The sequence below is a fragment of the Streptomyces rimosus genome (assembly GCF_008704655.1).
In the GTDB taxonomy this organism is placed as follows: Bacteria; Actinomycetota; Actinomycetes; order Streptomycetales; family Streptomycetaceae; genus Streptomyces; species Streptomyces rimosus.
The window spans coordinates 6040063-6066412 of the sequence record NZ_CP023688.1 but is presented as its reverse complement, the minus strand read 5'-3'; the positions used below and the strand labels follow the sequence as shown (position 1 = coordinate 6066412).

The window sequence follows — 26350 nt, the reverse complement described above, 5'->3', positions numbered from 1 at the left end:
CCTTGACTGGGTCAACGGTAAGGCGGGGAGCGCCATGACAGGGCGAGAGGTCCAGCAGGTTCGCAGCTTCAACCGCTTCTACACGAACCTCATAGGCGCCCTCGACTACGGCCGTCACCTCTACACCCCGTACACGCTCACCGAGGCCCGCGTCCTGTACGAGATCTCCCACGGTCACCGTGTGGACGCCGCTGACCTGCGCAGTTCACTCTCCCTGGATGCGGGCTACCTCAGTCGGCTACTCACCAGGTTCGAGGAGGGCGGCCTGATCACCCGCGGCCCCTCCGAGCGGGACGGCCGACGGCAGCGCATCACCCTCACCGAACACGGCCGCGCGACCGCGGATCTCCTGGAGGAGCGTTCGCGCGACTCCGCAGGGACGCTCCTGAAGCGCCTCCCCGGTCCCGACCGAAGTCGACTGCTGGAATCGATGACGGCCATACGGGAACTGCTCGGCGGTACGCCGGAGCACCCGGCGCCCGTGTTGCGACTCCGTGATCCCGAACCCGGCGATCTCGGCTGGATGGTGCAGCGCAACGCCGCCCTGTATGCGCGCGAGTACGGCTTCGACCTCAGTTACGAGGCGCTGGTGGCGCGGATCGTCGCCGAGTACGCCGAGCGCCATGACCCGCTCTGGGACCGCACGTGGATCGCCGAGCTGGGCGGCGAACGGGTCGGCGCGGTCATGTGCGTACGGGACGGAATCGAAGCACTGCCCCAGGAGACCGGCGGAACGCCGCCGAGCACGGCGCGACTGCGGCTGCTCCTCGTCGAACCGGAAGCGCGCGGACGCGGCGTCGGCCAGGCCCTCGTCTCCGCCTGCGTCGGCTTCGCCCGCGAGGCCGGGTACCGCGAGCTGGTGCTGTGGACAAACTCCGTACTGAGTGCGGCCCGCATCCTGTACGAGCGGGCCGGCTTCGAGCTGACCGCGGAGAAGCCGCACCACAGTTTCGGTCGGGAGCTTGTCGGTCAGGACTGGCGTTTGCCGCTCTGATCTGTGTTCACATGGTTCTCATGAGCAATATGCGATATGCGTTCTCGACACTCGGAGTGCCCGGGATGCCGGTGGGCGAGGTCGTGCGGCTGGCGGCCGGCGCCGGATTCGGCGGGGTGGAGCTGCGGGCTCATCCCGAGGAACAGGTGCATCCACGCATCGGCCTGCGGGAACGGGCCACGGTGCGCGAACAGTTCGCCGAGGCCGGGGTGGAGATCCTCGCGGTGTCCGGATACGCGCGGGTGGCCGCGGCCCATGACGAACGCGGGGAGGAGGAGCTGGCGGCGGAGCTGACCGAGCTGGTCGTGCTGGCTTCGGACCTGGGCGCGCAGTTTGTTCGGGTGTTCCCCGGCGGTGGTGACCGCCCCGTCGGCGAAGCCGATGCGGACGCGGCCCGGCACCTGGCCGCGGTCGCGCCGTTCGCGGCGGAGCGGGACGTACGCGTCCTCCTGGAGACGCACGACTCACATCCCCGGGGCGCCGACGCGGCACGCGTACTGGGCCCTGTGGGCCACCGGAACATCGGTGCGCTGTGGGACGTGCTCCACCCATGGCTCGCCGGCGAGGAGCCGGTCGACACGTACGCCGGGCTCGCCCCGTATCTCGGCTTCGTGCAGGTCAAGGACGTCGCCTCCACCGAGGACACCGCTCCTTTGCCGCTCGGCGCCGGGACGGTTCCGCTGGCCGACTGCATCGGTGCGCTGGCTCGTGCGCAGTGGGACGGCTGGCTGTGCTGGGAGTACGAGAAGCGCTGGTATCCGCGAGCCGCCGACCTGCCCGGGCTGCTCAGCTCGGGGCGCGAGTACCTGGAGCGGCTGGTGGCTTCGGCAACCCCCTGAATGCTTCCATTCAGCAGCATGCCTGGCGTATACGGGGCTGCGAGGCGTTGAGGTGTGCCCGGAGCCGTATGCTCCTCCGGCCCGTGCCGACACGGCCGACGTCCTTTCTTGAGGAGGGCCATGGCCGCCTCAAGAACACATCCCACCCACATCCGTACCATTTCCCGTATTCGCGTCGAACCGGGGAACCCACCCGGGCCGCCGACCGTCAAAACGGTGTGCTGTGTGACCCCGCAGAGCGGTGTCGGCCTCGCTGCTGGCTGCGTTGCTGACCACCCTCTCCGCCGCCTGCGGCCGGCAGCACCCGCCACCGGTGCACCCCCCTCCAACGCGCCGGTGGCGGATCACTGCTCGGCGCGCGCCCGCATCCGTACCTGCTGCGCGCGCCGCCAGTTCCCCCGACTGGCAGAGCCGTTGAGCATTGACCGGCAATACTTTTCCGACTATCCGTGACTTCTTGGAAGTTTCCTTCACAGCGCCGGGGCAGCACTCGGCGAGGAGACCCTCCGGAAGGAGCGCAGATGCACTCCAGACGTACCGTCCTGACCACCGCCGCGGCCGCCGCCTGTGCCATGAGTACGGGCGGCGGCGTCGTTCACGCCGCCACCTCCGGCTCCCGCGCCACCGGTGCCGCCTCCCGTAACCGCGTGGCCCGGCTCATCTCGCGGATGAGCCTGGAGGAAAAAGTCGGGCAGCTCTTCGTGATGCGGGTCTACGGGCATTCCGCGACCGACCCCGAGCCGGCCGACGCCGAGGCCAACCGCAAGGAGATGGGCGTCTCCAACGCTGCCGAGCTGGTCGCCAAGTATCACCTCGGCGGCATCATCTATTTCGGCTGGGCACACAACACCCGCGAGCCGCACCAGATCGCCGATCTCTCCAACGGCATCCAGAGGGCTGCCAACGCGCAGCGCGTCCCGGTGCCGCTGCTGATCTCCACCGACCAGGAGCACGGGATAGTGGCCCGGGTCGGCGCGCCCGCCACGCTTTTCCCCGGCGCGATGGCGCTGGGCGCGGGCCGCTCGCGCGAGGACGCCCGTACGGCCGGCCGGATCGCCGGCGAGGAGCTGTACGCGATGGGCATCCGGCAGGACTACGCGCCGGTCGCCGACGTGAACGTCAACGCCGCGAACCCGGTGATCGGCGTACGGTCCTTCGGCTCGGACCCGAAGACGGTGTCGCGGATGGTCACCGCCCAGGTGCGGGGCTACCAGAGCGCGGGGGTCGCGGCCACGGCCAAGCACTTCCCCGGGCACGGTGACACCGACACCGACAGCCACGTCGGCCTGCCCACGATTCGCCACACGGCCGAGGAGTGGGAGCGGCTGGACGCCCCGCCGTTCCGGGCCGCCATCGAGGCCGACATCGATTCGATCATGACGGCGCACATCGTCGTCCCGGCCTTCGATCCGAGCGGCGACCCGGCCACGCTGTCCCACCCCATCCTCACCGGCATCCTGCGCGAACGCCTCGGCTACGACGGCGTGGTGGTGACCGACTCGCTCGGCATGGAAGGCGTACGGACCAAGTACGGTGACGACCGCGTGCCGGTGCTCGCGCTCAAAGCGGGCGTTGACCAGTTGCTCAATCCGCCCAATATCGCGGTCGCTTTCACCAGCGTGCTGAACGCGGTGCGGACGGGCGAACTGACCGAGCGCGCCATCGACGAGAAGCTGCTGCGCATTCTGCGGCTCAAGGAGCGGCGCGGACTGTTCGACGAGCCGTACACGACGCACCGCGCGGTGGACCGTGCGGTCGGGACGCGGCGGCACCTGGCCACGGCGGACCGGGTCGCCGACCGCACCACGACGCTGCTCGTCAACGAAGGCGGTCTGCTGCCCCTGTCCCGGCGGGCGCACCGGCGGCTGCTGGTGGTCGGCGCCGATCCGGCGTCGCCGTCGGGGACCGGCGGGCCGCCCACCAAGGTCCTTGCAGAAACCTTCGATCAACTGGGATACACGGCGACGGCGTTCTCCACCGGCACCGCGCCCACCCGTGAGCAGATCGGCCAGGCGGTGGTGGCGCTGGAGCAACGGGACGCGGTGGTCGTGGCGACGTACAACGTCACGGCCACGTCGTCGCAACGTGCTCTCGTCGACGCGCTGCTGGCCACCGGCAAACCGGTCGTGCAGCTGGCCGTCCGCAACCCGTACGACATCGCGCACCTGCCGGGCGTACGGGCAGGTCTGGCCGCCTACTCGTGGACGGACGTGGAGTTGCGGGCCGCCGCACGCGTGATCGCCAGCCGGCGCGACCCGGAGGGGAAACTGCCGGTCCCGGTGATGCGGGCCGATGCGCCGGGCACGGTGCTCTACCCGGTCGGGTACGGCCTGTCGTATTGAGCGGCTGAACGGAGCGGGTAGCGGCCGTATGGGATTCCGGAGTGGAGTCCCGTACGGCTCCCGCGCTTCCCTCGTACGGCCGGTGTACCGCCGGACCCGGAGCAGTTCGTACTGCGCGCCCCGTACCCCGTGCGCAATGAGTCCGTTACGCCTGGCGTGCTCCCGAATGCACGGGACACGCTGGTCCGTACGCACCGGGGGGACTCAGGGGGCCGCGATGCGCGGGTTCAAGCGGTACGGCGGCGGCGCGCTGGGATGCGCGGTGGTGCTGCTGCTCACGACCCTGCCCGCCTGCCAGCGAGAGGGCAGCGGCGCGGTCGCCGGCAGGAACGGCGGCGCGCCGGCCTCGTCCCCTTCGCCTGCCGCGACCTTCCTCGCCCGCGGCACGTGCAGCACTCGCGGACGCACCGTCTTCCATCAGGTGTCCTGCCGCAGCGAGAAGGCCGCGGCCCTGGTGCTGGCCCGGTACGACGGGCCGCAGGCGCAGGGGCCGCTGTGCCCGGAACGTACGGACTTCGTCCTGCACATCAGCGAGCACCGGCCGGCCTCCGACGAGAACGGCGACGGCGCGGTGCCCCAGGGGTACGCCTGCATGCGCAACCTGGAGGCGCCGCACCCCGGCGACCCGGGCGGGGGCGGCGGCCCGCGCACCATCGTCGGCGACTGCCTCAGCCGATTGCGGCAGGGAGAGGTGAAAGAAACCGCTTGCGACGGAACAGGGGCCCGCCCGCCGCGGTACAAGGTGACGGCCGCGGTACGCTCCCGCGTTTCCTGTCCGGCCGACACGGAAATGTACGTACAACTAGGCGGCGGGGCACCGATCGGGTGCGCCCGCCGCCTGTAGTTCATCCGGACCGAAGGGAAGCGCGGCTCCGCGGAGCAGCACCTTGTCGGTCCGGCACCGGCGGCCCTCACCGGGCCGGCCGGTCAGCCATTCCGCGTCACGGCCGCAGCATCTGCAGCCGCGTCTCGTCCCGCTTGTCCAGCTTCTTGTCGAACGGCGCCTGCGGCGTGACCTTGGCGCCCGGCGCCACGTCGAGGCCCGCCCAGTCGAGCAGCCGCTCGGTGGCCTTCTTGCGGTCGGCCTCCCGCAGCTTCGCGATGTTCGAGCCGTGGTTGCCGCCCGGGACCTTGAAGACGTAGGAGTCCTCGGAGCCGGCACCCAGCCGGAACGGCTCGGAGCTCCACGGGTCCCACTCGCCGTTCACGAACATCATGCGCTCCGCGTTGTGACGCACCCACCGGTCGACGTCGCGCATCGCGTTCTTCTCGAACTTCATGGGGATGTCGCGCGGCACGAAGGTCCGGGAGTTGTTGATGCCCGGGTAGCGCAGCAGGTCCTTGAGGTGGTCGTACTTGTAGCCGGGCTCACCGAGCTGGGTGCCCGCCTGGTAGTAGTACGGCATGTTGGTCTCAAGACCCTGGTCCGTGTAGCTGTTGAAGCCGCCGATCTTGTCGATCCACTTCCACAGTTCGTCCGTGGAGGCGGTCTTCTTGGGCACCTCGGCGCAGGCGGTCGCGGCCGGCTGGTACTGCCAGAAGCCGAAGACCAGGTCCGTGACCAGGACCTCGTACGCCTTGTCGACGTTGCCGACGACCTTGAAGGTCTGCTTGTTCTCCTTGGCCCACTGCGTGTAGCGCTTGACCATCTCGCCGCGGCGCAGCAGCGCCTCGCGCTCCAGCGTGGCGAGGTCCTTGCGGCACTGCGCGGTGCCGACGGTACGGAAGAACCGGTCGTACGCCGAGTCCTCGTCGTTGTTCACGTCGTTCGGCGCAACGTAGGCGACCGTGCCGTCCATGTCGTCCGGGAAGAAGCGGCGGTAGTAGGTCGCGGTCATACCGCCCTTGCTGCCGCCGGTGGCGATCCAGTTCTGGTCGTAGATCTTGTGCAGCGCCTTGAAGATGCGGTGCTGGTCGTTGGCCGCCTGCTGGATGTTCAGCTTCTTCCAGTCGGCGGGCTGGGGCCGCGACGGCGTGAAGAAGCGGTACTCCATCGACACCTGGTTGCCGTCGATGATCTGCGTCGGCTCACTGCGCCGCACATCGGTGCTGACGTTGTAGCCGGAGGTGAAGAAGACCGTCGGCCGCTCGACGGACTTGTGCAGCAGGGTCAGCCGCTGCTGGAAGGTCCCCTTGGAGGGGTGCTGGTGATCGATCGGCTGGGTGTAGTTCAGGACGAAGAAGCGGTAGCCGTCGACCGGCTTCTCCTGGACGAGACTCATCCCCGGGATCGCCAGGATCCGGTCCTTGATGTCCGTCGCCTTCGGCTTCGCGGCGGTGGCCGCCGTCGCCGACGCCGTACCGGCACTCGCCGTGCCTATGAGCACCGCGAGCGACAGCAGGCATCTGATGGCCTTGCGCATGCACCCTCCCCTTGGGATAGCAAAGGTCGGGGTGAACCTATCGGCGCGACAACGGTCCCACCAGCCCCCTTTATTCACAGGAGACCGACAGGACCGTCGTCGGAGCGTGCCGGCGCAGCGTCGCCACAGCGGCCGGCGAATGTTCGTCGCGGGTTCAACGGCCTTTCGCCGTAAGGGCCGAGGCCCGTCGCGGAAGGTCGTCGTCCGGTGGCCGCGCTGGTACCTCAGGCCGCCACCGATTCCTCCTCGCCCGTGAACGTCCGCCACAGTTCGGCATACCGGCCACCGCGGGCCAGGAGCTGCGCGTGGGTGCCGTCCTCGGCGACGCGGCCGTGGTCCAGGACCACGACCCGGTCGGCGCGGGCCGCGGTGGTCAGGCGGTGCGCGACGACGAGCGTCGTACGGCGTCCGGACAGCCGGTCCGTGGCCTCGTTGACGGCGGACTCGGTGGCCAGGTCGAGCGCGGCAGTGGCCTCGTCGAGCAACAGGATGTCGGGGTCGACGAGTTCCGCGCGGGCGAGGGCGAGCAGCTGGCGCTGGCCGGCGGAGAGGTTGCGCCCGCGTTCGGCGACCTCGTGGAGGTATCCGCCGTCCAGCCCGGCGATCATGTCGTGCGCGCCGACCGCGCGGGCCGCGGCCTCCACCTCGGCGTCGGTGGCGTCCGGCCGCCCGTACGCGATGGCGTCGCGGACCGTACCGGCGAACAGGTAGGACTCCTGCGGTACGACGCCGAGGCGGTGCCGGTAGCCGGTGAGGTCCAGTTCGCGCAGGTCGGTGCCGTCGACGCGGACGGCGCCCGAGGTCGGGTCGTAGAACCGCGCCACCAGCTTGACCAGCGTGGACTTGCCCGCGCCGGTCTCACCGACGAAGGCGACGGTCTGCCCGGCGGGGATGGTCAGGCTGATGCCGGAGAGCGCCGTGACGTCGGAGCCGTCGAGGGCGCCGGTGCCTCGGGGGGCGTCCGGTTCGTCCGTACCGCCGCCGTACCGGAAGTGCACGTCGTCGAAGACGATCTCGCCCGCCAGCTCGCCCACCGGGCGCGGCCGCTCGGACTGGGGCGTGGTGGTCGGTTCGCGCAGCAGTTCCTGGATGCGGCCGAGCGAGACGGCGGCCTGCTGGTAGCCGTCGAAAACCTGCGAGAGCTGCTGTACGGGGGCGAAGAACAGGTCGATGTAGAGGAGGTAGGCGACCAGCGCGCCCGCCGAGAGTGTGCCCTCGCCGACCCGTCCGGCGCCGACGATCAGGACGAGCGCGGCGGCGACGGAGGACAGCAGCTGGACGAACGGGAAGTAGACGGAGATCAGGAACTGGCCGCGGACCCGGGCCGCGCGGTAGGCGTGGCTGCGCTCCGCGAACCGGTCGGCGCCGCTGCGCTCGCGGCGGAACGCCTGCACGATGCGCAGTCCGGCGACGCTCTCCTGGAGGTCGCCGTTGACGACGCTGATGCGTTCACGGGCCAGTTCGTACGCCTTGACGCTCTGCTTGCGGAAGAAGTACGTACCGATGATCAGCGGCGGGAGGGTGGCGAAGACGACCAGGGCCAGCTGGACGTCGATGACCAGGAGGGCGACGAGTATGCCGAAGAAGGTCAGTACGGAGACGACGGCGGTGACCAGGCCGGTCTGCAGGAACGTGGACAGGGCGTCCACGTCCGTCGTCATCCGCGTCATGATCTTGCCGGTCAGCTCGCGCTCGTAGTAGTCGAGGCCGAGGCGCTGGAGCTGCGCGAAGATCTTGACGCGCAGCGAGTACAGGACGCGTTCGCCGGTACGGCCCGTCATACGGTTCGAGCCGACCTGGGCCGCCCACTGGGCGAGTACGACGAACAGGGCCAGCCCGGCGGCCGTCCAGACGCCGGCCAGTTGCGCGCGCCGTACGCCGTCGTCGATGCCGTGGCGGATGAGGACCGGGAGCAGCAATCCGGCCACGGCGTCCACGGCTACCAGTGCGAGGGCGACGGCGAGCGGGCCGCCGAATCCGCGCAGGAGGCGCCGCAGTCCGTAGGACTTCTCGGGACGGGCTGCCTGTTCCTCGTCGATGTCGGGGGTGTCGGTCGCGGGCGGGAGCGCGGCGACCTGGGCGAGGAGTTCGGGGGTGGCGGGCATACCGGGGGCTGCGTCGGCTGCTTCGGAACCCGATTCCTTGCCGGAGCGGTTCCACAGCTCCGGCGTGATGCCCTGCACGCGGTGGTCGGGAGCAGCGTTCTCCGACGTCGTGCCCGCCGGGTCGCGGTCGGTACCGCCCAGTTCCTCCGGGTCGGTCAGCAGCCGGCGGTACAGCTCGCAGCGTTCCTCCAGTTCCTCGCGCGTACCGATGTCGACCAGTCGGCCGCCGTCCAGGACGGCGACGCGGTCGGCGAGGGCGAGGGTGGAGGCGCGGTGCGCGATCAGCAGCGTCGTACGGCCCGCCATCACGCCGCGCAGCGCCTCGTGGATCTCGTGCTCGACACGGGCGTCCACGGCGGAGGTCGCGTCGTCCAGGACCAGCAGCCGCGGGTCGGTGAGGATCGCGCGGGCCAGCGCGACCCGCTGGCGCTGTCCGCCGGACAGGGTCAGCCCCTGCTCGCCGACCTCGGTGCCGTACCCGTCCGGCAGGGCGGATATGAATCCGTCGGCCTGTGCGGCACGCGCGGCGATACGTATCTGCTCGTCGGTGGCGTCCGGCGTTCCGTAAGCGATGTTGTCGCGCAGGGAGTCGGAGAACAGGAAGCTGTTCTCCGGTACGAGGCCGATGGCCGCGCGCAGCGATTCCAGGGTCAGGTCGCGTACATCGTGGCCGCCCACCAGGACGCGGCCCTCGGTCGCGTCGTAGAAGCGCGGCAGCAGCAGCGAGACGGTGGACTTGCCGCTGCCGGAAGTGCCGACGACGGCGACGGTCTCGCCGGGCTCGATGCGCAGCGAGAAGTCCTCCAGAACGGGGCGGCCGTTGCCGTAGCCGAAGGAGACATGTTCGAACTCGACCGTGGCGGGCGCGTCCGCGGGCAGTTCGTGCGCGTCCGGGCGTTCCTCGATGACCGGTTCGGTGTCGACCAGCTCGAAGACCCGCTCCACGCCGGCCCGTGCCTGCTGCCCGACGGTCAGCATCATCGCCAGCATCCGGACCGGCGCGACGAGCTGGGCGAGGTAGGTGGAGAAGGCGACGAAGGTGCCGAGGGTGATCTGCCCGTTGGTGGCCAGCCAGCCGCCGAGCGCCAGCATGGCGACCTGACCGAGGGAGGGGACGGCCTGGAGGGCGGGGGTGTAGCGGGCGTTGAGCCGTACGGTGCGGAGCCGGCCGGCGAAGAGTCGGCGGCTGACCGTACGCAGCTTGCCGGCCTCCTGCTCCTCCTGGCCGAAGCCCTTGACGACGCGGACGCCGGAGACCGCGCCGTCGACGACGCCCGCGACGGCGGCGGCCTGTCCCTGCGCGTACCAGGTGGCGGGGTAGAGGCGGTTGCGGCTGCGCTGGGCGATGAACCACAGCGCGGGGGCGACGGCGAGCGCGACGACGGTGAGCAGCGGGGAGAGCACCACCATCACGACCAGGGAGATCGCGAAGAGCAGCACGTTCCCGATCATCATCGGGAGCATGAACAGCAGGCTCTGGATGAGCTGCAGATCGCTGGTGGCGCGGCCGACGACCTGGCCGGTGCTCAGCTCGTCCTGCCGGTGCCCGTCCAGCCGCGCGATCGACCGGAACATCCGGGTACGCAGGTCGTGCTGGACGTCGAGAGCGAGCCGTCCGCCGTAATAGCGGCGTACGTACGTCAGCCCGTAGACGGCGAGCGCGGCGACGACCAGCAGGGTCGCCCAGGGTGCGAGCGGCCGCTCATGGCTGACGATCACATCGTCGATGATCAGCTTCGGGATGAGCGGGACCAGGGCCATCACGCCCATCCCGGCGAGTGACGAGCCGAGCGCGAGCAGTACGTCCTTCCTGTACTGCCAGCACAGCCGCGTCAGCCGCCGCGCCCAGCCACCCTGTCTCGATGGTTCGGTCCCCGTCCCCGTCACGCACTGCCTCCCGCATCTCGTCGTTCACCAGGAGGCACCAACGCTGTGGGCAGCGGATTTCATCCCGCTGCAACATTGCGGGGCGCGTCGGCGGTGACGCACGGAGACGGCGGGGTCAGTGGCCGCCGGGGCGCACCGTCAGCTCGTAGAGGCGGGTGATCTGCTTCGGGCTCTCGTTGTCGTCGCTGACCAGGAGGAGGCGCAGCCGTCCGCCGGGGGCGCGGCCGGTGATCGTCATGCCTTCGATGTTGTCCAGCAGCGGGTTGGTCTGCGGCTGGTGGGCGGGGGCGCCCAGGGAGGGGCAGACGCCGAGGTCGGCGAGGAGTTTCTTGTGGGCGGCGCGTACGGTCTTGCCGCCGGGCAGCTTCGCGACGTCACTGACGTCGGCGGCGCGGCGCGGATCGGCGAGGTAGAGGCGCACGGTGTTGCCGACGCCGGCCGTGAAGCCGCGTTCCAGGACGAGCAGCCGCCCGTCGGAGAGAGCGGCGATTTCCGAGACACCCAGTCCGGCGTCCACCGGGTACGCGTACTGCTTGCCGGGCCGGTACGGCGCGGGGCCGGTCCGGGCGCCGTACCGATGCCAGGTCTGGAAGCGCAGCAGCGGGCGGCCCGCCGTGTCCTTGCCGTCGCCGGTGAGCGGGCCTTCCATGGCGGCGGTGAGTGTGCCGCCACCGGGCCTGAGAGCGAGGCCCTCGAAGGTCTGGTTGCTCTGGGCCCGCCCGGCCGGTGCGACCCGTAGGGCGTCGGGGACGGGCAGGCGCCCGAGGAGCGCGCCGGAACGGTCGTAGCGCCGCACGGAAGGCTCGGTCTCGGAGGAGACGAGGTAGGTGCCGCCCGGTTCGACGGCCAGGCCCTCGGCGTCGAGGACGGCGCCCTGCTCGTCCGTGATCTTGGCTGCCCGTACGGGCCGGTGGGTGCGGCCGTCCAGCCCGATCAATACGGAACGGTCGGACACGGCGGCGATGGAGCCGTCGGTGTCGCGGGCCAGGGCGGAGAGGTTGCCGATGAAGGTGCCCTGGAAGGTGGTCTTGTCCAGGGCGTCGGAGTAGCGGTCGAGGGAGACGGACGGGGAGCAGGGGTGCCGGCCGCCGCCCGTTCCCGGGCGATTTTCGCTTCCGCTCGCGCGCGAGTTGTCCGTACATTTCCCGGCGGTGCAGGACGCCTTCGCGCGGACGGAGGCGGCGGACGTCCCCGCGCCGCCGACCACCCCGCCCGGCGCGGTGGCCCGGGCCGAGTCCCGGGCCATCGGGCCCGGCACCGCCGTCGGAGCCCCGTCGGCACACGCCGTGATACAGCCGACGGCCAGCACTGCTGCGGTGATACGGACAACCGCGGAACGTACGCGCACGAGGGGCCCTCCCGTTTCGTCGACGCCCGAGGGCGGACGCCCCCGGGATGCGGGCAGGCCCCGACGCGGGCACGCCCCAGTGTCGACCCTTCCCCTCAGCGACTCGCCGCGAGCACTCTCCGGACGATCGGTCCCGCCGCGTCGCCGCCGTGACCACCCTGCTGGACGACGGCAGCCGCCGCGGCGTCATTGCGGTAACCGAGGAACCAACTGTTGGCGTCGCCCTGGCCGTCGGCCTCCGCCGAACCGGTCTTGGCACCGATGTCGCCGCCGAGTCCGGCCATCGCCCGCGCGCCGGTGCCGCTGACGGCCGTACGCCGCATCATGGCCCGCAGTTGGGCGGCGACCGAGGACGGCAGTGCCCGGCTCGCATGGGCGACCGGCCGGTCGTCCAGCTCGCGGGAGACGAGTACGGGCTGGGAGAAATATCCGGCCTTGGCGGTGGCGGCGACGGACGCCATGTTCAGCGGGTTGGCCTGGACGCGGCCCTGGCCGATCAAGGCCGCCGGGGTGTCGGGGCCGTCGCTCTGCGGCACGCTGCCGTCGAACGTCGGTATTCCGACCTTCCAGTCCATCCCCAGCCCGAAGACTTCCTGCGCCTCGCCGCTCAGGTCCGCGCCCGAGATCCGGTCGGCCAGGCCGATGAAGGCGGTATTGCAGGAGCGCGCGAAACTGTCGGCGAACGTACCGCCGTTGATCTCGAACATGCCCTGATTGTGGAAGGACCGTCCACCCGCCGAGGCGTACTTCGGGCACTCCACGCTCTTGCCCGCGGAGACCAAACCTTTCTCCATGAGCATCGCCGCGGTCACGACCTTCATCGTGGAACCGGGCGCCAGCCGCCCCTGGAACGCCGCGTTGAACTGATCCGAGCGGTGGTTGGCGACCGCGAGGATGTCCCCGCTGCCCGGCTTGACCACGACGACCGACGCCTCGCGGTAGCCCTTGACCGCCGCCTCGGCGGCGCGCTGCACCTTCGCGTCCAGCGTCGTACGGAGCGTTCCGGGGCGGCCCTTGACCATGGTGTGCAGCGTCTTGCCCGGCTCGCCGCTCTGGTTGATGACGCGCACCTCGATGCCCTGGACGCCGCCCGCCTTCTCCCCGTAGCTCTCGCGGAGGGCGGGCAGGATGGCGCCGAAGGACGGCAGGTCGGTGCCGTCGAGTTCGGTGCCGTTGCGGTCGACCGCCTTGACGGGCGGGGCGCCGTCCGAACCGGTCCGCAGGCTCTCGCCGCGCCGCAGGTCGGGGTGGACCACGTTGGGCTGCCAGTCGACGAGGGCCTTGCCGGTGGTCTTGCCGCGTACGACGTGCAGCGTGGAGTCGTACTTCCAGGTCGTGTGTTTCGCGTCGTCGCCCTTGCCGACCGTCAACTCGGCGGTGACGTGGTACGGCACCTTCGCGTCGTCGGTCTGCTGCCCGGCCTCGAACGTCACCTTCGAGACATGCGCTTCGTCGCGGAATCCGGTCAGGGCCTGGCGCGCGCCCTCGGCGTTGTCCGTGAGGAGCGCGGCGGCATTCACATCGCCCTTGCTCCAGGCCGCGAGGAAGTCGCGCGCCGTATCGCGTATCTCTTCCTCGGACGGGGGCCCGGTCTGTCTGGACGCGGTGGTACCGGCCGATGTCCCGGACGAGCCCTCGCCGGCGAACGCCTCGTAGACGTTGTAGGCGCCCACGCCGACCAGGCCCACCACCGCGGCGGTCACCCCGCCGACCACACACTTCGCAGCCGTACGCACAGTCCCTCCCCAGGTCAGACACACCGTGCGTGTCCGGACACTATGTGACGGAAGCGGTCACAGATGTCTCGTTCAGGGGACAGATTGGTCACTTTCGGTTCACGACCGATGACTGTGTCAGGCAGGAACGGCCCAGGTCGCGTCCTTGCCACCTGGGCCGTCCCACCGGAGGGGCCGGGCCGTTCTCGGCTACTTCCCCGTCGCCGGTTCCGCGGCCTTCTTTACGGTCAGCTCGGCGAGGCCGGGGCGCTGTCCGCCCTTCTTCGCCGCGTCGGCGCCGTGCACCGTGAGCCGGACATAGCGCGCCGTCGTGCGGCCGTCGTACCCGGTCCCGTACCAGTGCTTGCCGTCCGTCGAGACCTGCGCGACGTACGAGGCGGGCTCGCCGTCCTTCCAGCGCGGGGTGATCTGGCCGATGCGCGAGGGCTTGCCGAGGTCGACGGTCAGGGTGCCGTCGGAACCGTCCGGCACCCAGGAGGTGGCCGCGTTGCCGTCCACGGCGGCGCCCGCGTACATGCCCGGCTCCTCGGACGTGGCCTGCGCCGTACGGCACCGGGCCACGTTGTCGGTCGCCGCGAGGTCGGGGCGTCGGGTCTTGAGCGTCAGCGGCACGCCGCGGCTCACCACCCGCTCGCCTTCCGGCGACTCGACGCGCATCGGCGCGCCGGCCGTCAGCCGCACCGTCGTGCTGTGCGCGCCGATCTCCACGTCGTACGTACGCCCCTGCCAGCGCAGCCCGCGCAGTGTGACGCCGTCGGAAAGCTGCGGCGGCAGCATCGGGTCCAGGTGCACCCGGTCCTCACGCATCCGCAGGCCGGTCAGGCCGTTGGTGAAGGTCTGCAGGAAACCGCCCTTGCCGGTGAGGAAGTCCTGCGCGGGCGATCCGGCGTGCGGGTCGCCCGCGCCCGCCTTATCGCCGCGCGCCTCGGAGAACTGGTGGAAGGCGCCGCGCATGAACGGCCTGATGGAACGCATCAGGTACGTGTACGTCGAGCAGCCCGCCTCACCGGTTCCGGCGGCGGCGATGGCGTGCACCGAGTCGGTCATGGCGGGGCCGTCCGGGTCGGTGCGTGCCGCGTAGTGGTCCAGCGTGTTGATCTTGGCGCGCTGCGACATGGGCCATTCCAGCGGATACATCAGGAGCACGGTGTCGGCCTGCTTGATCGTCGTGCCCTTGTATCCGTCGTACTGCTCGAAGACATCTTTCTTCGCGTCGTACGGGATGCGGATGTGGTCGGCGATCTCCTTCCAGGCGGCGGGGGCCCGCTGCCCGAGGAGCGCGGCGGCGCGCCCTGCGTTGCGCAGCGCGGTGACCGCGCCGGCGTTGGTGAAGACGCCGTCGTTGACGCCGTTGCTGTACTCGTCCGGCCCCGCCACGTTCTTGATCGAGTAGCTGCCGTCCGGGTTACGGGTGACCCGGGACGCCCAGAATTCCGCGATGCCCTTCATCACCGGCCAGCCGCGTTCGCGCAGCCAAGTGGTGTCCTTGGTGGCGAGGTAGTACTGCCAGGCGGCCAGCGAGACGTCGCCCATCAGGTGGTTCTGGGTCTTGCAGTGCGGCGGGTCCCAGCTGTGGCACTCGTTCCACAGATCGCCCTTGCTGCCGCTGGTCCACGGGTAGAACAGGCCCTTGTAGCCCAGCTTCTTCGCGTTGGCGGCGGCTCCGGCCATGGTCTTGTAGCGGTAGTCCACGACGGACTTGGCCAGCTCGGGGTGGGCGGCCAGCAGGCCCGGGTACATCCAGGTCTCGGCGTCCCAGAAAATCTCGCCGGCGTAGTTGTCGCTGGTCAGCCCGGCCGGGCTGATGCTGTTGCGGCTGCCGGCGCGGGTACTGGAGAGCAGCCCGTACTGCGCCGCGCGTACCCACGACTGCAGGTCCCGCTGCCCGCGTCCGCTTCCGCGCACCTCGACGTCACTGCGCCACAGCTTCTGCCAGGCGGCGGCGTGGTTCCGGTAAAGCGCGTCCCAGCCGCGGTTCGCGGCGCGCTGCGCGGCGGCGGTCGCGGCGGCGCGCGGGGTGCGGGAGGTGAGCGCGGTGTCGACACCGACGTACTTGGTCAGTTCGTAGGAGCGCCCGGCCCGTACGGGAAAACTGACGCTCTGCTGGTTGCCCAGATCCTTCGCCGCACCCGCGCGCCGTGTCGTCGCGCCCTGCTCGCGGACCTGCGGGCCGGGGCGCAGGGTCGAGGCGACCGCGCCGTCCGTCTTCGTGCCGTCCGTACGGAAGGTCACGTCCATCGTCCGGCCGTCGCGCGCGCTGCCCCCGGTCTGCGTCATACGGCGCGCGCCGCGCCCGTCGAGGCGGTCGGTGACGGTGGCCCGTCCGCCCCAGTGCGGGGTCATGCGCAGCCGTACGGCGCCGGTGTGCGCGTCGGTGCGGTCGGCGAGCACGTCGTACACGAGGTCGGTGGCGCGGCCGTCGGCGGCCGTCCACGTCAGAGATGTACGGACAATTCCGCAGCGGATGAACTGCGTCTGGCGGTAGTGGGAGATGCGGCCGGCGGGGGTCGCGGAGTCGAAGGTCTGCGGGTGGTCGCCGGCGGCGGTGATGTCGAGGCCCGTCCACGTGGGCAGCGCGGCGATGGCCTGGCGGCCCTCCAGGTTCTCCGGGCCGCGCGCGTACAGGCCGGACACGAAGGAGCCGTCGTAGCGGGGCGTCTTCAGCGGCCAGCCGGTCGTCTCACCGGGGGCCGTGTATCCGGCGCCGTTGGGCGCCACGCGCTGGCCAAGGTAGCCGTTGCCGACGAAGGCGTGGTGGCCGTCCTTGGGGTCGATGCGGGTGGCGGTGGGGGTCCAGCCGTCGCCGTCGTCCGTGGCGGCGGGGCCTCCGGTGCTCTTTTCCTGCCCGTCACCCTGGGACTTCTCTTTGCTGAAACGTTCCAGCTCTCGCGGGGCGCAGGCGGCGGAATCCGCGGCAGCTGCGCCGGGCGCCGTGGCCGCAGCGGTGGCCGCGGGGGCGTGCCGTACCGGCGTGGCGGCTGCGGCCGGTGGCAGCGTCGTGACGAGGGTCCCCGCCAAGAGCGGGGCGATCAGTTTGGCCGAGTGAGTCATCGGTCTCCGTCGCAAGTGTCCTGCCGGTGCGGATCGGGCGCACAGCACCACGGACCACACCGAGAACATCATCAACAAACGCCCCAAAAACGTCAGGGCGCCCCACCCGCCACATGACGGAGTTCACAGGATCGCGCGCTGATTGGTCAATAGGCCCGTCCATACGGCACACTTTTAGACTGACCAGTCAGATCAAAGGAGGGGCCGTGGACACCACCCGCCAGGGGGCGGCGGTCAACGCCAGGGGAATCGGAGTGAAGGGCCCACGGGGGTGGGCGTTCAGAGACGTCCACATCACCGCGGAGCCGGGTTCACTGATCGCCGTCGAGGGCCCGTCCGGCTCCGGCCGCACCTGTCTCCTGCTCGCGCTCACCGGCCGTATGAAGCTCGCCGAAGGCCACGCCACGGTCGCCGGCTTCCCCCTCCCCAAGCGCATGGGAACGGTGCGCAGCCTGACCGCCATCGCGCACGTCCCCGGCATCGCCGACCTGGAACCGGCCCTGACCGCCGGGGAACACCTGGAGGAACAGGCCCTGTTGGGCCGCCGGATGGCCGGTTCGCTGGGCGCCCGGCTGCCGTGGGGCCGCCGCCACAAGGAGGCGACGCGGGCGCGCGTCGACGCCGCGCTGACGGCCGTCGGTCTCGACCCCGCGACGCTGCCGAAGGGACTGCGCACGGCGGTACGCGACATGGAGCGCATCGAGGCGCTGCGGCTGTCGGTCGCGCTGGCCGTCATGCACGGCCCGCGGCTGCTGGCCATCGACGACGTCGACCTCAAGCTGTCCGCCGACGAGCGTTCCCAGGTGTGGCAGATGCTGCGGGACCTGGCGCTGAACGGCACGACGGTGGTGGCCTCGGCCAGCACCGCTCCCGACGACGCGATCGTCGTCCGTACGTCGCCGGCCGCCGCGCAGGCGCCCGGCGACGCAGCCCCCACCACTTCGACCACCGGCCAGTCCGGTACGACCGACATCCACGAGGAGGAAGCAGCCCATGCGCTCGCCGAAGCTCGCCGCGCTTGAGCTCAAGCGCTTCGGCAGGGGCAAGCTCCCCCGGCTGGGCCTCGTCGCCCTGATGCTGATCCCGCTGCTGTACGGGGCGCTCTACCTGTGCTCGTTCTGGGACCCGTACGCGAACCTGGACAAGATCCCGGTCGCGCTCGTCAACGACGACAAGGGCGCCACCGCTGGTGGCAAGAAGATCCAGGCGGGCGACGAGCTCGTCAAGAACGTCAAGGACAGCAACACGTTCAACTGGGAGGAGGTCAGCGCCTCCGACGCCGAGAAGGGCGTCGAGAACGGTACGTACTACCTCTCCCTGACCGTCCCGAAGGACTTCAGCGAACGGATCGCCTCCAGCTCCGGCGACCACCCGGAGACGGGCGCGCTCCAGGTCCGTACGAACGACGCGAACAACTACATCGTCGGCTCGATCTCCAAGACGATCTTCTCGGAGATTCGCGCGAAGACGTCGGCGAAGTCGTCGCGGGAGTTCTTCGACAAGATTTTTGTGTCGTTCTCGGATCTGCACGACCAGACCGCGAAGGCCGCGGACGGCGCCAACAAGCTCGACGACGGCCTGGGCAAGGCCAAGGACGGTACGGACAAGCTCGCCGACGGCCTGGGTACGGCCAAGGACAAGAACGGTGAGCTGACGGATGGCTTGGGGAAGCTGGGCAAGGGGTCCGGCGACCTGAGCAAGGGCGCGGGGACGCTGCGCGACAAGACCGGTGAGCTGAGCCAGGGCGCGGGTGCCGTGAACAAGGGCGCCAAGGACCTCAACAAGGGCGCCGGCGACCTGAGCAAGGGCGCCAAGAAGCTCGACTCAGGTGTCGCCACCGCCGGTGCGAAAGCCAAGCAGCTCAGTGACGGCGCCGGCCAGGTGGCTGCCGGGACCAAGCAACTCGCTGACAAGGTCAACGGCATCGCCAGGCAGGACCTGCCCTTCCTCAAGGCGCACAGCAAGGAGATCGCCGACAAGGCACGCGTCGTCGCCGACCTCAGCAAGGCTCTCGACGACGACCTGGGCAAGCTGCCGGGGAATTCCGCCAAGGCTGCCGCCGAGGCGCGCAAGAACGCCGAAGACGCCCAGGCTGTCTACCGGGAGAGCTGCGGCGGCTCCGCCACCGGCAAGGTCGACTGCGCCAAGCTCAAGGGCGTCGCGGCCGGCAGCGCCGTGGCCGCCGATGCCGCGGAGAAGGTCAACGCCATCATCGCCAGGACGGACCTCCAGCACCTGCGTACTCAGCTTGGCGACCTGCACCGCGGGGCCACGATGGTCGCCGAGAAGGTTCCGGCGATCGCCGACAACGCGGACACCGCGATCCGTCAGATCAACGAACTGAATGCCGGCGCCCAGAAGGTCTCCCAGGGCGCGGGCCAGTTCGCCCAGGGCATCGGCGCACTCGCCGACGGCAGCGGCAAGCTCGCAGACGGCAGCGGCAAGCTCGCCAACGGCAGCGGCAAGCTCGTGGACGGTACGGGCAAGCTCGCAGACGGCAGCGGCAAGCTCGCCAACGGCGCCGGTGACCTCGCCAACGGCGCCGGTCAGCTCCACAACAAGCTCGGCGACGCGGCCGACGGCTCCGGAAAGATCGGTGACGGCCTCGGGCAGCTGGAGGACGGCGCGCTCGACCTCAAGGGCGGCGTCTACAAGCTGAAGGACGGCTCCAACCAGCTGGCCGGCGGTCTGAACAGCGGCGTGGACAAGATCCCCGACTACGACAAGAAGGACCGCGACGCCCGTACCGAGGTCATGTCCAACCCGGTCGAGCTGGCCTCGAAGTCGATGCACAAGGCGCCGAACTACGGCACCGGGCTCGCCCCATACTTCATTCCGCTGTCCCTGTGGGTCGGCGCGATGGTCGCGTACATGCTGCTCGCGCCGCTCGGCAAGCGGGCGCTCGCCGCGGGGGCGCCGGGCTGGCGGATCGCGCTGGGTTCCTGGCTGCCGGCCTTCGCCATCGGCGTCGTGCAGGTGCTGGCCCTGATGGCCGTCCTGCACTGGGGGCTCGGCCTGGAGATGGAGCGCGCGGGGGCCACCATCGGCTTCCTGCTGCTGGCGACGGCCGCGTTCACCGCGATCATCCAGTTCTTCGGTGCGCAGTTCGGTCCGGCGGGCCGTGTCCTGACGCTGGTCGTGCTGATGCTCCAGCTGACGTCGGCGGGCGGTACGTACCCGGTGCAGACCAGCCCCGGTTTCTTCGGCGCGATCCACCCGTTCCTGCCGATGAGTTATGTGGTGGACGGCCTGCGCCGGCTCATCACCGGCGGTGACCTGGGGATCGTGTGGCAGGGCTCCATCGTCCTGGCCGCGTTCACGGTCGGCGCGCTGGCGCTCACCTCGCTGACCGCGCGCAGCCGGCAGGTCGTACGGATGAAGGACCTGCACCCGGAACTGAGCCTGTGAGCGTGCGAACCGAGCACCCCCGCCGGCACGGGGGCGGCGCCACCAGCGGCGCCGCCCCCGGCCACGGGGCACGCGAAGCCGGCCACGGACTGCGCCGCGGCGCTACCCGGCGCAAGCTGTTCGACGCCGCGGTCACGCTCATCGCCGAACAGGGCTTCTCCTCCACGACCGTGGACGAGATCGCCGAGCGCGCCGGTGTCGCCAAGGGCACCGTCTACTACAACTTCGCCAGCAAGAACGTCCTCTACGAGGAACTGCTGCGGGACGGCATCGACCTGCTCGCCACCTCCCTCCAGGAGGCTGCCGACCGGGCCGTACGCGCGGAGGGCGGCACCCGGGTCGACGCGCTGGACGCGATGATCCGGGCCGGGCTGGACTTCATCGCCGGCTCGCCCTCCCTGACCCAGCTGTACGTGGCCGAGCTGTGGCGTACGAACCGGGTCTGGCAGCCGACGCTCCAGTCCGTACGGGGCCGGGCGGTCGCCGTCGTCGAGTCCGTACTGCGGGACGCCGTCGCCGTCGGCGAACTGAGCGAGGAGCTCGACATTCCCCTGACGGCGTCCGCGCTTCTCGGCATGGTGCTGGTGGCGGCGCTGGACTGGCTGTCGTTCCAGCCGCACCGCTCGGTGGAGGACGTGCACGCCTCCCTGTCCCGTCTGCTCCAGGGCCGGGTCAGCCCCATGCGGCCGAAATAAAAATCGCCGCCGCCAGGTAAGCGCTTACCAGAGCCCCGTTCCCGTATCCACCGGATGCGGGGGCGGGGCTCTCGCGCGAGACTGGCGATGGAACGGGGGTATGCGGAGCGGGCGCGCGGACGGGAAGGGGAGTGCGGGCGTATGGGCAGACAGCCGCGGCTGCCGTCGGTGATGAGCGATCCGCTGACCAATCGCGGAACCGCTTTCACCGCCGCCGAACGCGACCGCCTCGGCCTCGTCGGCCGGCTCCCCGACGCGGTGCTCACTCTGGACCAGCAGGCGCGGCGCGCGTACGAGCAGTTGCGGCGCCAGCCCGACGACCTGGCCGCGTACATCAATCTGGAGCAGCTCCACGACCGTAACGAGGTCCTGTACTACCGGCTGCTCACCGACCACCTGACCGAGCTGCTGCCCATCGTCTACGACCCGACCGTGGGCGAGGCGATCAAGACGTACAGCCACGAGTACCGGCGTCCGCGCGGCGTCTTCCTGTCCATCGACCGGCCGCGGGATCTACGGCGTTCGTTCGAGGAGCTGGAGCTCGGGGCGGACGAAGTGGACCTGGTGGTGGTCACGGACGCCGAGCAGATCCTCGGCATCGGCGACTGGGGCGTGCACGGCATCCAGATTTCCGTGGGCAAGCTGGCGGTGTACACGGCCGCCGCGGGCATCGACCCCGCGCGCTGCCTCGCGGTGGTCCTCGATGTCGGCACCGACAACGAGACGCTGCTCAACGATCCGCTCTACCTGGGCGTACGCCACAGCCGGGCGCGCGGCGAACGTTATGACGCGTTCGTCGCCGCGTACCTGGACACGGTTTCGGAGCTGTACCCGGACGCTCTGCTGCACTTCGAGGATTTCGGCGCGGGCAACGCCCGGCGTTTTCTGGAGCGGTACGGCGAGCGCTACCGGATGTTCAACGACGACATGCAGGGCACCGGCGCGATCACGCTCGCCGCCGTCCGGTCGGCGCTGAACGTCACCGGATCGCGGTTCGGCGAGCAGCGCGTCGTGGTGTTCGGGGCCGGTACGGCCGGTGTGGGCATCGCCGACCAGCTGCGCGAGGCAATGGTCCGCGACGGCCTGGACAAGGACGAGGCGACCCGCCGCTTCTGGCTCGTCGACCGTCCTGGCCTGCTGCTGGACGACATGGACGGCCTGCGCGACTACCAGCGCGGCTACGCGCGTCCGAAGGGGGAGGTCGAGGATTGGGCAGGTGGGGCAGACAGGGCAGGCGGTGATACGGGCCACGCCGCGGATCAGGGAATCGATCTGCTGACGACCGTACGGAACGTGCGCCCCACCGTCCTCATCGGCACCTCGACCGTACGCGGCGCCTTCACCCGGCAGGTGGTGGAGGAGATGGCACAGCACGTCGAGAGACCTGTCATTTTTCCACTTTCCAATCCCACCGAGAAGATCGAGGCGATGCCCGCCGACCTGCTGCGCTGGACCGGCGGCAGGGCGCTGACGACGGCGGGCATCCCGGTGGACCCCGTGGAGGTCGAAGGGGTACGGCACGTCATCGGCCAGGCCAACAACGCTCTCGTCTACCCGGGGTTGGGGCTGGGCGTGGTGGTGTCGCGCGCCGAGCGGCTGACGCCCGGCATGCTGCTGGCCGCCGCCGAGGCGGTCGCGGGGCAAGTGGAAGGCGGTGGGCCCGGGGCGCCGCTGCTGCCGCAGGTGGAAAATCTGCGCGCTTCCTCGGCGGCCGTCGCGGTGGCGGTGGTACGGGCAGCTGTCGAGGAAGGTGTCGCGCGCGTGGCTCCCGACGATGTCGTACAGGCGGTGCAGGACGCGATGTGGCAGCCGGTGTACGGAGAAACTCCGCGGTCGTCCGGTTGACGGAACCTCGGCGAATGGGTCTAATGAGGAAGCGTATGCGCGTGACGTCGGCCAAAGAGAAGTGGGCCGGCCGGCAGTCGGGCGACATACCTTTCCTCAAGGACTACGCATGAGTTCATTCATCGCGGACTTCGCGGACTTCTCAGGCCGCACCTGACGTCGGCAGCGGGCGGGCGTGATGGGCACGTTCGTACGCCGTTCCTCGTGTTGATCCGAGCGTTGCGAGAGTTACGAGTGTTGCTGCCCGTCAATCGGTAATCGGTGAGCGACTCCCGACCCGCCCGCTCCGAACGAGGCGCGCGTGCGGTGCCTACGCGGTGCCTGCCCCCCTTTCCCTTACCTCTTTCATTAGTGCCGCGGTGATGACGGCTGCGATACGTCGCGGCCGGTCACGCGGATGAAGCTGCACGGAGAGCAACATCAGCATGCCAAATTCCTTCAATCAATCGGTCATCGACGAATTCCGGGCCAATGAGGGGAAGGTCGGTGGCCCGTTCGAGGGCGGCGACCTGCTCCTGCTGACCACCACCGGCGCGAAGTCAGGCAAGCCGTACACCACGCCCCTCGCGTACGTTCGCGAAGGCGACCTGCTGCTGGTCGTCGGTTCCAACCTTGGTGGGCCCCGAGACCCCGACTGGTACCACAATCTACTCGCGCACCCGCAGGTGCGGGTGGAGTTGGGCACCGAGACCTACGAGGCGATCGCCGTGCCGGCCGAGGGCGAGCGCAGGGACCGGCTGTTCGCGCAGGTGGTACGGGCCGCCCCCGGATACGCCGACTACCAGGCCAGGACCACCCGCACCTTGCCGGTCGTGGTGCTGGAGCCCGCCGAGCCGGAGTACGAAGAGGCGGACGGCGAGGTGCTGCACGAGGTCACCACGCTCGCCGACAAGCTCATACAGGTGCACACGTGGTTGCGTGCGCAACTGCGGCACGTACGCGCCGAGGCCGAGGCCCATCTCCTGGCGCGGGCGGCACACCAGGGGCCGGGGGAACCACCGAAGCCGGGGCTCGGGCTGCAGATTCGGCAGCATTGCCTGGCGTTCTGCCAGAGCCTGGAGTTTCACCACACCGGCGAGGACGCACATGTGTTTCCCGCCGTTGGCCGCTACCACCCCGAACTGCGTCCGGCCCTGGACCGTTTGCAGGATGAGCACCGGACGATTGCCCGTATACAGAGCGACTTGCTCGCTCTGCTCGCCGACATCGGAAACGCCGACCCGGAACAATTCCGCGCCGAACTGGAGCGGATGTCGGAGGAGTTGCTGGCGCATCTCACGTATGAGGAGGAGCAGGTGATTCCGGCGCTGGCGGAGGTTCCTTGGCCGCCGGTGGCGCCGGTGTCGGCGCCGATGTCAGCGCCGGTGTCAGCGGATTAGGTATCGCTGGATAGCCGTCCCCGCTTGCGTCGGGAACGGTCGATCCATGCCGGGCCGGGGACAACGAAGCCCCGGCCCGGCACCGTGGGACTCATAACACCGGGGCCGCTGCCACGCGCCCAGCCCCATCACATTCCCGGCACAAGCTGAAGAACCAGATCAATGAGCTTGATGCCGAGGAATGGAGCGACCAATCCGCCGAGCCCGTACACCCCCAGGTTCCGGCGGAGCAGCGCGTGTGCGGAGGACGGCTGGTAGCGGACGCCGCGCAGGGCCAGCGGTATCAGCGCCACGATGATCAGCGCGTTGAAGATGATGGCCGACGCGATGGCCGAGGTGGGGCTGTGCAGACCCATGATGTTGAGCGCGCCGAGCCCCGGGTAGACGGCGGAGAACATGGCGGGCACGATCGCGAAGTACTTCGCCACGTCGTTACAGATGGAGAAAGTTGTCAGCGCACCACGCGTGATCAGCAGCTGTTTGCCGACGGCGACGATCTCGATGAGTTTGGTCGGGTTGGAGTCCAGGTCCACCATGTTGCCGGCCTCTTTGGCCGCCGAGGTGCCGGTGTTCATGGCCACGCCGACGTCCGCCTGGGCGAGCGCGGGCGCGTCGTTCGTCCCGTCGCCCGTCATCGCGACGAGGTTGCCGCCCTCCTGCTCCTGCCGGATGCGCGCCAGCTTCTGTTCGGGTGTGGCCTCCGCTATGTAGTCGTCGACGCCGGCCTCCGCGGCGATGGACCGGGCGGTCAGCGGGTTGTCGCCGGTGACCATCACCGTCTTGATGCCCATGGTCCGCAGTTCGGCGAAGCGGCGCGCGATGCCCTCCTTGACCACGTCCTTGAGATGTACGGCGCCGAGCACTCGCGCGCCGTGCCGGTCGGCGACCGCCACCAGCAGGGGCGTACCGCCGCCCGCCGCGATGGAGTCCACGATCCAGCCCGCCTCCGGCGGCACCTGCCCGCCCAGCCGCGTCACCCAGTCCCGTACCGCCCCGGCCGCTCCCTTACGTACCAGGCAGCCGCCCGACCAGGCCAGATCGACCCCGCTCATACGGGTCTGCGCGCTGAACGCCACCCAGCGCGCGGCCCCCATCTCCCCCTCCGTACGCACCCGGATCCCGTACTTCTCCTGCGCCAGCGCCACGATGGACCGGCCCTCCGGCGTCCCGTCGGCGAGCGAGGAGAGCTGGGCCGCGTCGGCGAGCTGGGCGTGCGGGACGCCGTCGAGCGGTACGAAGGTGTCGGCTCGGCGGTTGCCGTAGGTGATCGTGCCGGTCTTGTCGAGGAGGAGCGTGTTCACGTCGCCGGCCGCCTCGACGGCCCGGCCGGACAGGGCCAAGACGTTGCGCTGGACGAGCCGGTCCATCCCGGCGATGCCGATGGCCGACAGCAGCGCGCCGATGGTCGTCGGGATGAGGGTGACGAGCAGCGCGATCAGTACGGTCAGCGGCTGGGCGGCGCCCGCGTAACCGGCCATCGGCTGGAGCGAGACGACGGCCAGCAGGAAGACGACGGTGAGCGCGGCGAGCAGGATGTTCAGCGCCAGTTCGTTCGGGGTCTTCTGCCGGGTCGTGCCTTCCACGAGCGCGATCATGCGGTCGAGGAAGGTTCTGCCGGGGCGGGAGGTGATGCGGACGATGATGCGGTCGGACAGCACCGTCGTACCGCCCGTGACCCCGGAACGGTCGCCGCCCGCCTCGCGGATGACCGGGGCCGATTCGCCCGTGATCGCCGATTCGTCGACGGACGCGGCGCCCTGCACCACTTCGCCGTCGCCGGGTACCGTCGCGCCCGCGTCCACGATGACGATGTCGTACGGCTGAAGGTCGGCGGCCGGTACCGTCTCCTCCTCGTACTCCCACTCCCCCATTCCGACCCGCCAGCTGCGCAGCCGTCGCGCGACGGTGTCGCCGCGCGTCCGGCGCAACGTTTCGGCCTGCGCCTTGCCGCGGCCTTCCGCGACCGCTTCGGCCAGGTTCGCGAAGACGACGGTGAGCCAGAGCCAGACACTGATCGTCCAGGCGAAGACGCTCGGGTCGAGGACGGCCGAGAGCGTGGTGAGCAGCGCGCCGGCGGCCACGACGAACAGCACCGGGTGATGGACGAGCGTTTTCGGGTGCAGCTTGCGGAGGGCGTCGGGGAGGCAGGAGAGGAGGTGGGAGGGGGACAGGACTCCGGGGGTGAGGGGTTGGGGGCGGCTTCGGTGTGAGCGGGTTGGACGGGTGGGGGTGGTGGGGCCCGTGTGGGTATCGCGGTCGGTATGGGGGTTGGGCGCGATGGTGTCGGTGGGGGACGTGGGAACGTTCTGCTGCTCGTCCGGAGCCAGAGGCTGCATCTCGGGGGCTTTCGGGGCGGCG

Annotated in this window: 15 protein-coding genes; 9 read left to right on the top strand and 6 right to left on the bottom strand. The window is 70.2% G+C overall.

The genetic code is table 11. The features are described from left to right. Window positions 1-34: 34 nt before the first annotated feature. The 4 genes from CP984_RS26260 (at window position 35) to CP984_RS26245 (ending at window position 5019) form a co-directional block, all read left to right on the top strand. Complete coding sequence (locus tag CP984_RS26260) at window positions 35-994, top strand: bifunctional helix-turn-helix transcriptional regulator/GNAT family N-acetyltransferase (protein WP_003980140.1); 960 nt, start codon at window positions 35-37, stop codon at window positions 992-994. A gap of 29 nt (window positions 995-1023) precedes the next feature. Beyond that, on the top strand, window positions 1024-1833 hold the full coding sequence (locus CP984_RS26255) for a sugar phosphate isomerase/epimerase family protein (RefSeq protein WP_030183003.1): 810 nt from the start codon (window positions 1024-1026) through the stop codon (window positions 1831-1833). Between the two features lie 521 nt (window positions 1834-2354). Then, complete coding sequence (locus CP984_RS26250) at window positions 2355-4175, top strand: glycoside hydrolase family 3 protein (protein ID WP_003980142.1); 1821 nt, start codon at window positions 2355-2357, stop codon at window positions 4173-4175. A 217-nt stretch (window positions 4176-4392) separates the two neighbouring features. After that, window positions 4393-5019, top strand: coding sequence for a hypothetical protein (locus CP984_RS26245; RefSeq protein ID WP_003980143.1), 627 nt, complete (start codon window positions 4393-4395; stop codon window positions 5017-5019). Between the two features lie 97 nt (window positions 5020-5116). Here CP984_RS26245 and CP984_RS26240 read toward each other — a convergent pair whose 3' ends face one another. The 5 genes from CP984_RS26240 to CP984_RS26220 all read right to left on the bottom strand — a co-directional run bounded on the left by CP984_RS26240 (window position 5117) and on the right by CP984_RS26220 (window position 16665). Continuing rightward, window positions 5117-6538 (bottom strand): S28 family serine protease, encoded by a 1422-nt coding sequence (locus CP984_RS26240; protein ID WP_003980145.1) that lies wholly within the window; start codon window positions 6536-6538, stop codon window positions 5117-5119. Between the two features lie 224 nt (window positions 6539-6762). Continuing rightward, window positions 6763-10530: an ABC transporter ATP-binding protein gene (locus tag CP984_RS26235; protein ID WP_003980146.1), complete on the bottom strand. Its 3768-nt coding sequence runs from the start codon at window positions 10528-10530 to the stop codon at window positions 6763-6765. A 115-nt stretch (window positions 10531-10645) separates the two neighbouring features. Continuing rightward, window positions 10646-11878, bottom strand: a complete 1233-nt coding sequence (locus tag CP984_RS26230) for an esterase-like activity of phytase family protein (RefSeq protein ID WP_003980147.1) — start codon at window positions 11876-11878, stop codon at window positions 10646-10648. A 95-nt stretch (window positions 11879-11973) separates the two neighbouring features. After that, window positions 11974-13614, bottom strand: a complete 1641-nt coding sequence (locus tag CP984_RS26225) for a penicillin-binding transpeptidase domain-containing protein (RefSeq protein ID WP_030183000.1) — start codon at window positions 13612-13614, stop codon at window positions 11974-11976. A gap of 189 nt (window positions 13615-13803) precedes the next feature. Further along, window positions 13804-16665 (bottom strand): discoidin domain-containing protein, encoded by a 2862-nt coding sequence (locus CP984_RS26220; RefSeq protein ID WP_003980150.1) that lies wholly within the window; start codon window positions 16663-16665, stop codon window positions 13804-13806. 206 nt (window positions 16666-16871) lie between these two features. Here CP984_RS26220 and CP984_RS26215 point away from each other — a divergent pair, with 206 nt between their 5' ends. The 5 genes from CP984_RS26215 to CP984_RS26195 all read left to right on the top strand — a co-directional run bounded on the left by CP984_RS26215 (window position 16872) and on the right by CP984_RS26195 (window position 23992). Next, window positions 16872-17687, top strand: a complete 816-nt coding sequence (locus CP984_RS26215) for an ATP-binding cassette domain-containing protein (RefSeq protein WP_003980151.1) — start codon at window positions 16872-16874, stop codon at window positions 17685-17687. Next, window positions 17659-20073 (top strand): YhgE/Pip domain-containing protein, encoded by a 2415-nt coding sequence (locus CP984_RS26210; protein ID WP_003980152.1) that lies wholly within the window; start codon window positions 17659-17661, stop codon window positions 20071-20073. Before CP984_RS26215 ends, CP984_RS26210 begins: the two co-directional genes overlap by 29 nt. Continuing rightward, entirely contained in the window at window positions 20070-20768 is a 699-nt protein-coding gene (locus CP984_RS26205) for a TetR/AcrR family transcriptional regulator (RefSeq protein WP_003980154.1), read from the top strand. Before CP984_RS26210 ends, CP984_RS26205 begins: the two co-directional genes overlap by 4 nt. A gap of 141 nt (window positions 20769-20909) precedes the next feature. Then, window positions 20910-22613, top strand: coding sequence for an NAD-dependent malic enzyme (locus CP984_RS26200; protein WP_003980156.1), 1704 nt, complete (start codon window positions 20910-20912; stop codon window positions 22611-22613). Window positions 22614-23038: 425 nt separating this feature from the next. Then, a complete protein-coding gene (locus CP984_RS26195; protein WP_003980157.1) occupies window positions 23039-23992 on the top strand; it encodes a nitroreductase/quinone reductase family protein in 954 nt (317 codons plus the stop codon). A 128-nt stretch (window positions 23993-24120) separates the two neighbouring features. Here the strand turns inward: CP984_RS26195 and kdpB are convergent, their stop codons facing one another. After that, window positions 24121-26328, bottom strand: a complete 2208-nt coding sequence (gene kdpB / locus CP984_RS26190) for a potassium-transporting ATPase subunit KdpB (protein ID WP_078575661.1) — start codon at window positions 26326-26328, stop codon at window positions 24121-24123. Window positions 26329-26350: the final 22 nt, after the last annotated feature.

Excerpts from the sequence above, each read along its gene's own strand:
- CP984_RS26260 (WP_003980140.1), top strand. The coding sequence starts at position 35 with ATGACAGGGCGAGAGGTCCAGCAGGTTCGCAGCTTCAACCGCTTCTAC.
- CP984_RS26255 (WP_030183003.1), top strand. The coding sequence starts at position 1,024 with ATGCGATATGCGTTCTCGACACTCGGAGTGCCCGGGATGCCGGTGGGC.
- CP984_RS26250 (WP_003980142.1), top strand. The coding sequence starts at position 2,355 with ATGCACTCCAGACGTACCGTCCTGACCACCGCCGCGGCCGCCGCCTGT.
- CP984_RS26245 (WP_003980143.1), top strand. The coding sequence starts at position 4,393 with ATGCGCGGGTTCAAGCGGTACGGCGGCGGCGCGCTGGGATGCGCGGTG.
- CP984_RS26240 (WP_003980145.1), bottom strand. The coding sequence starts at position 6,538 with ATGCGCAAGGCCATCAGATGCCTGCTGTCGCTCGCGGTGCTCATAGGC.
- CP984_RS26220 (WP_003980150.1), bottom strand. The coding sequence starts at position 16,665 with ATGACTCACTCGGCCAAACTGATCGCCCCGCTCTTGGCGGGGACCCTC.
- CP984_RS26210 (WP_003980152.1), top strand. The coding sequence starts at position 17,659 with ATGCGCTCGCCGAAGCTCGCCGCGCTTGAGCTCAAGCGCTTCGGCAGG.
- CP984_RS26200 (WP_003980156.1), top strand. The coding sequence starts at position 20,910 with ATGGGCAGACAGCCGCGGCTGCCGTCGGTGATGAGCGATCCGCTGACC.
- CP984_RS26195 (WP_003980157.1), top strand. The coding sequence starts at position 23,039 with ATGCCAAATTCCTTCAATCAATCGGTCATCGACGAATTCCGGGCCAAT.
- kdpB (WP_078575661.1), bottom strand. The coding sequence starts at position 26,328 with ATGCAGCCTCTGGCTCCGGACGAGCAGCAGAACGTTCCCACGTCCCCC.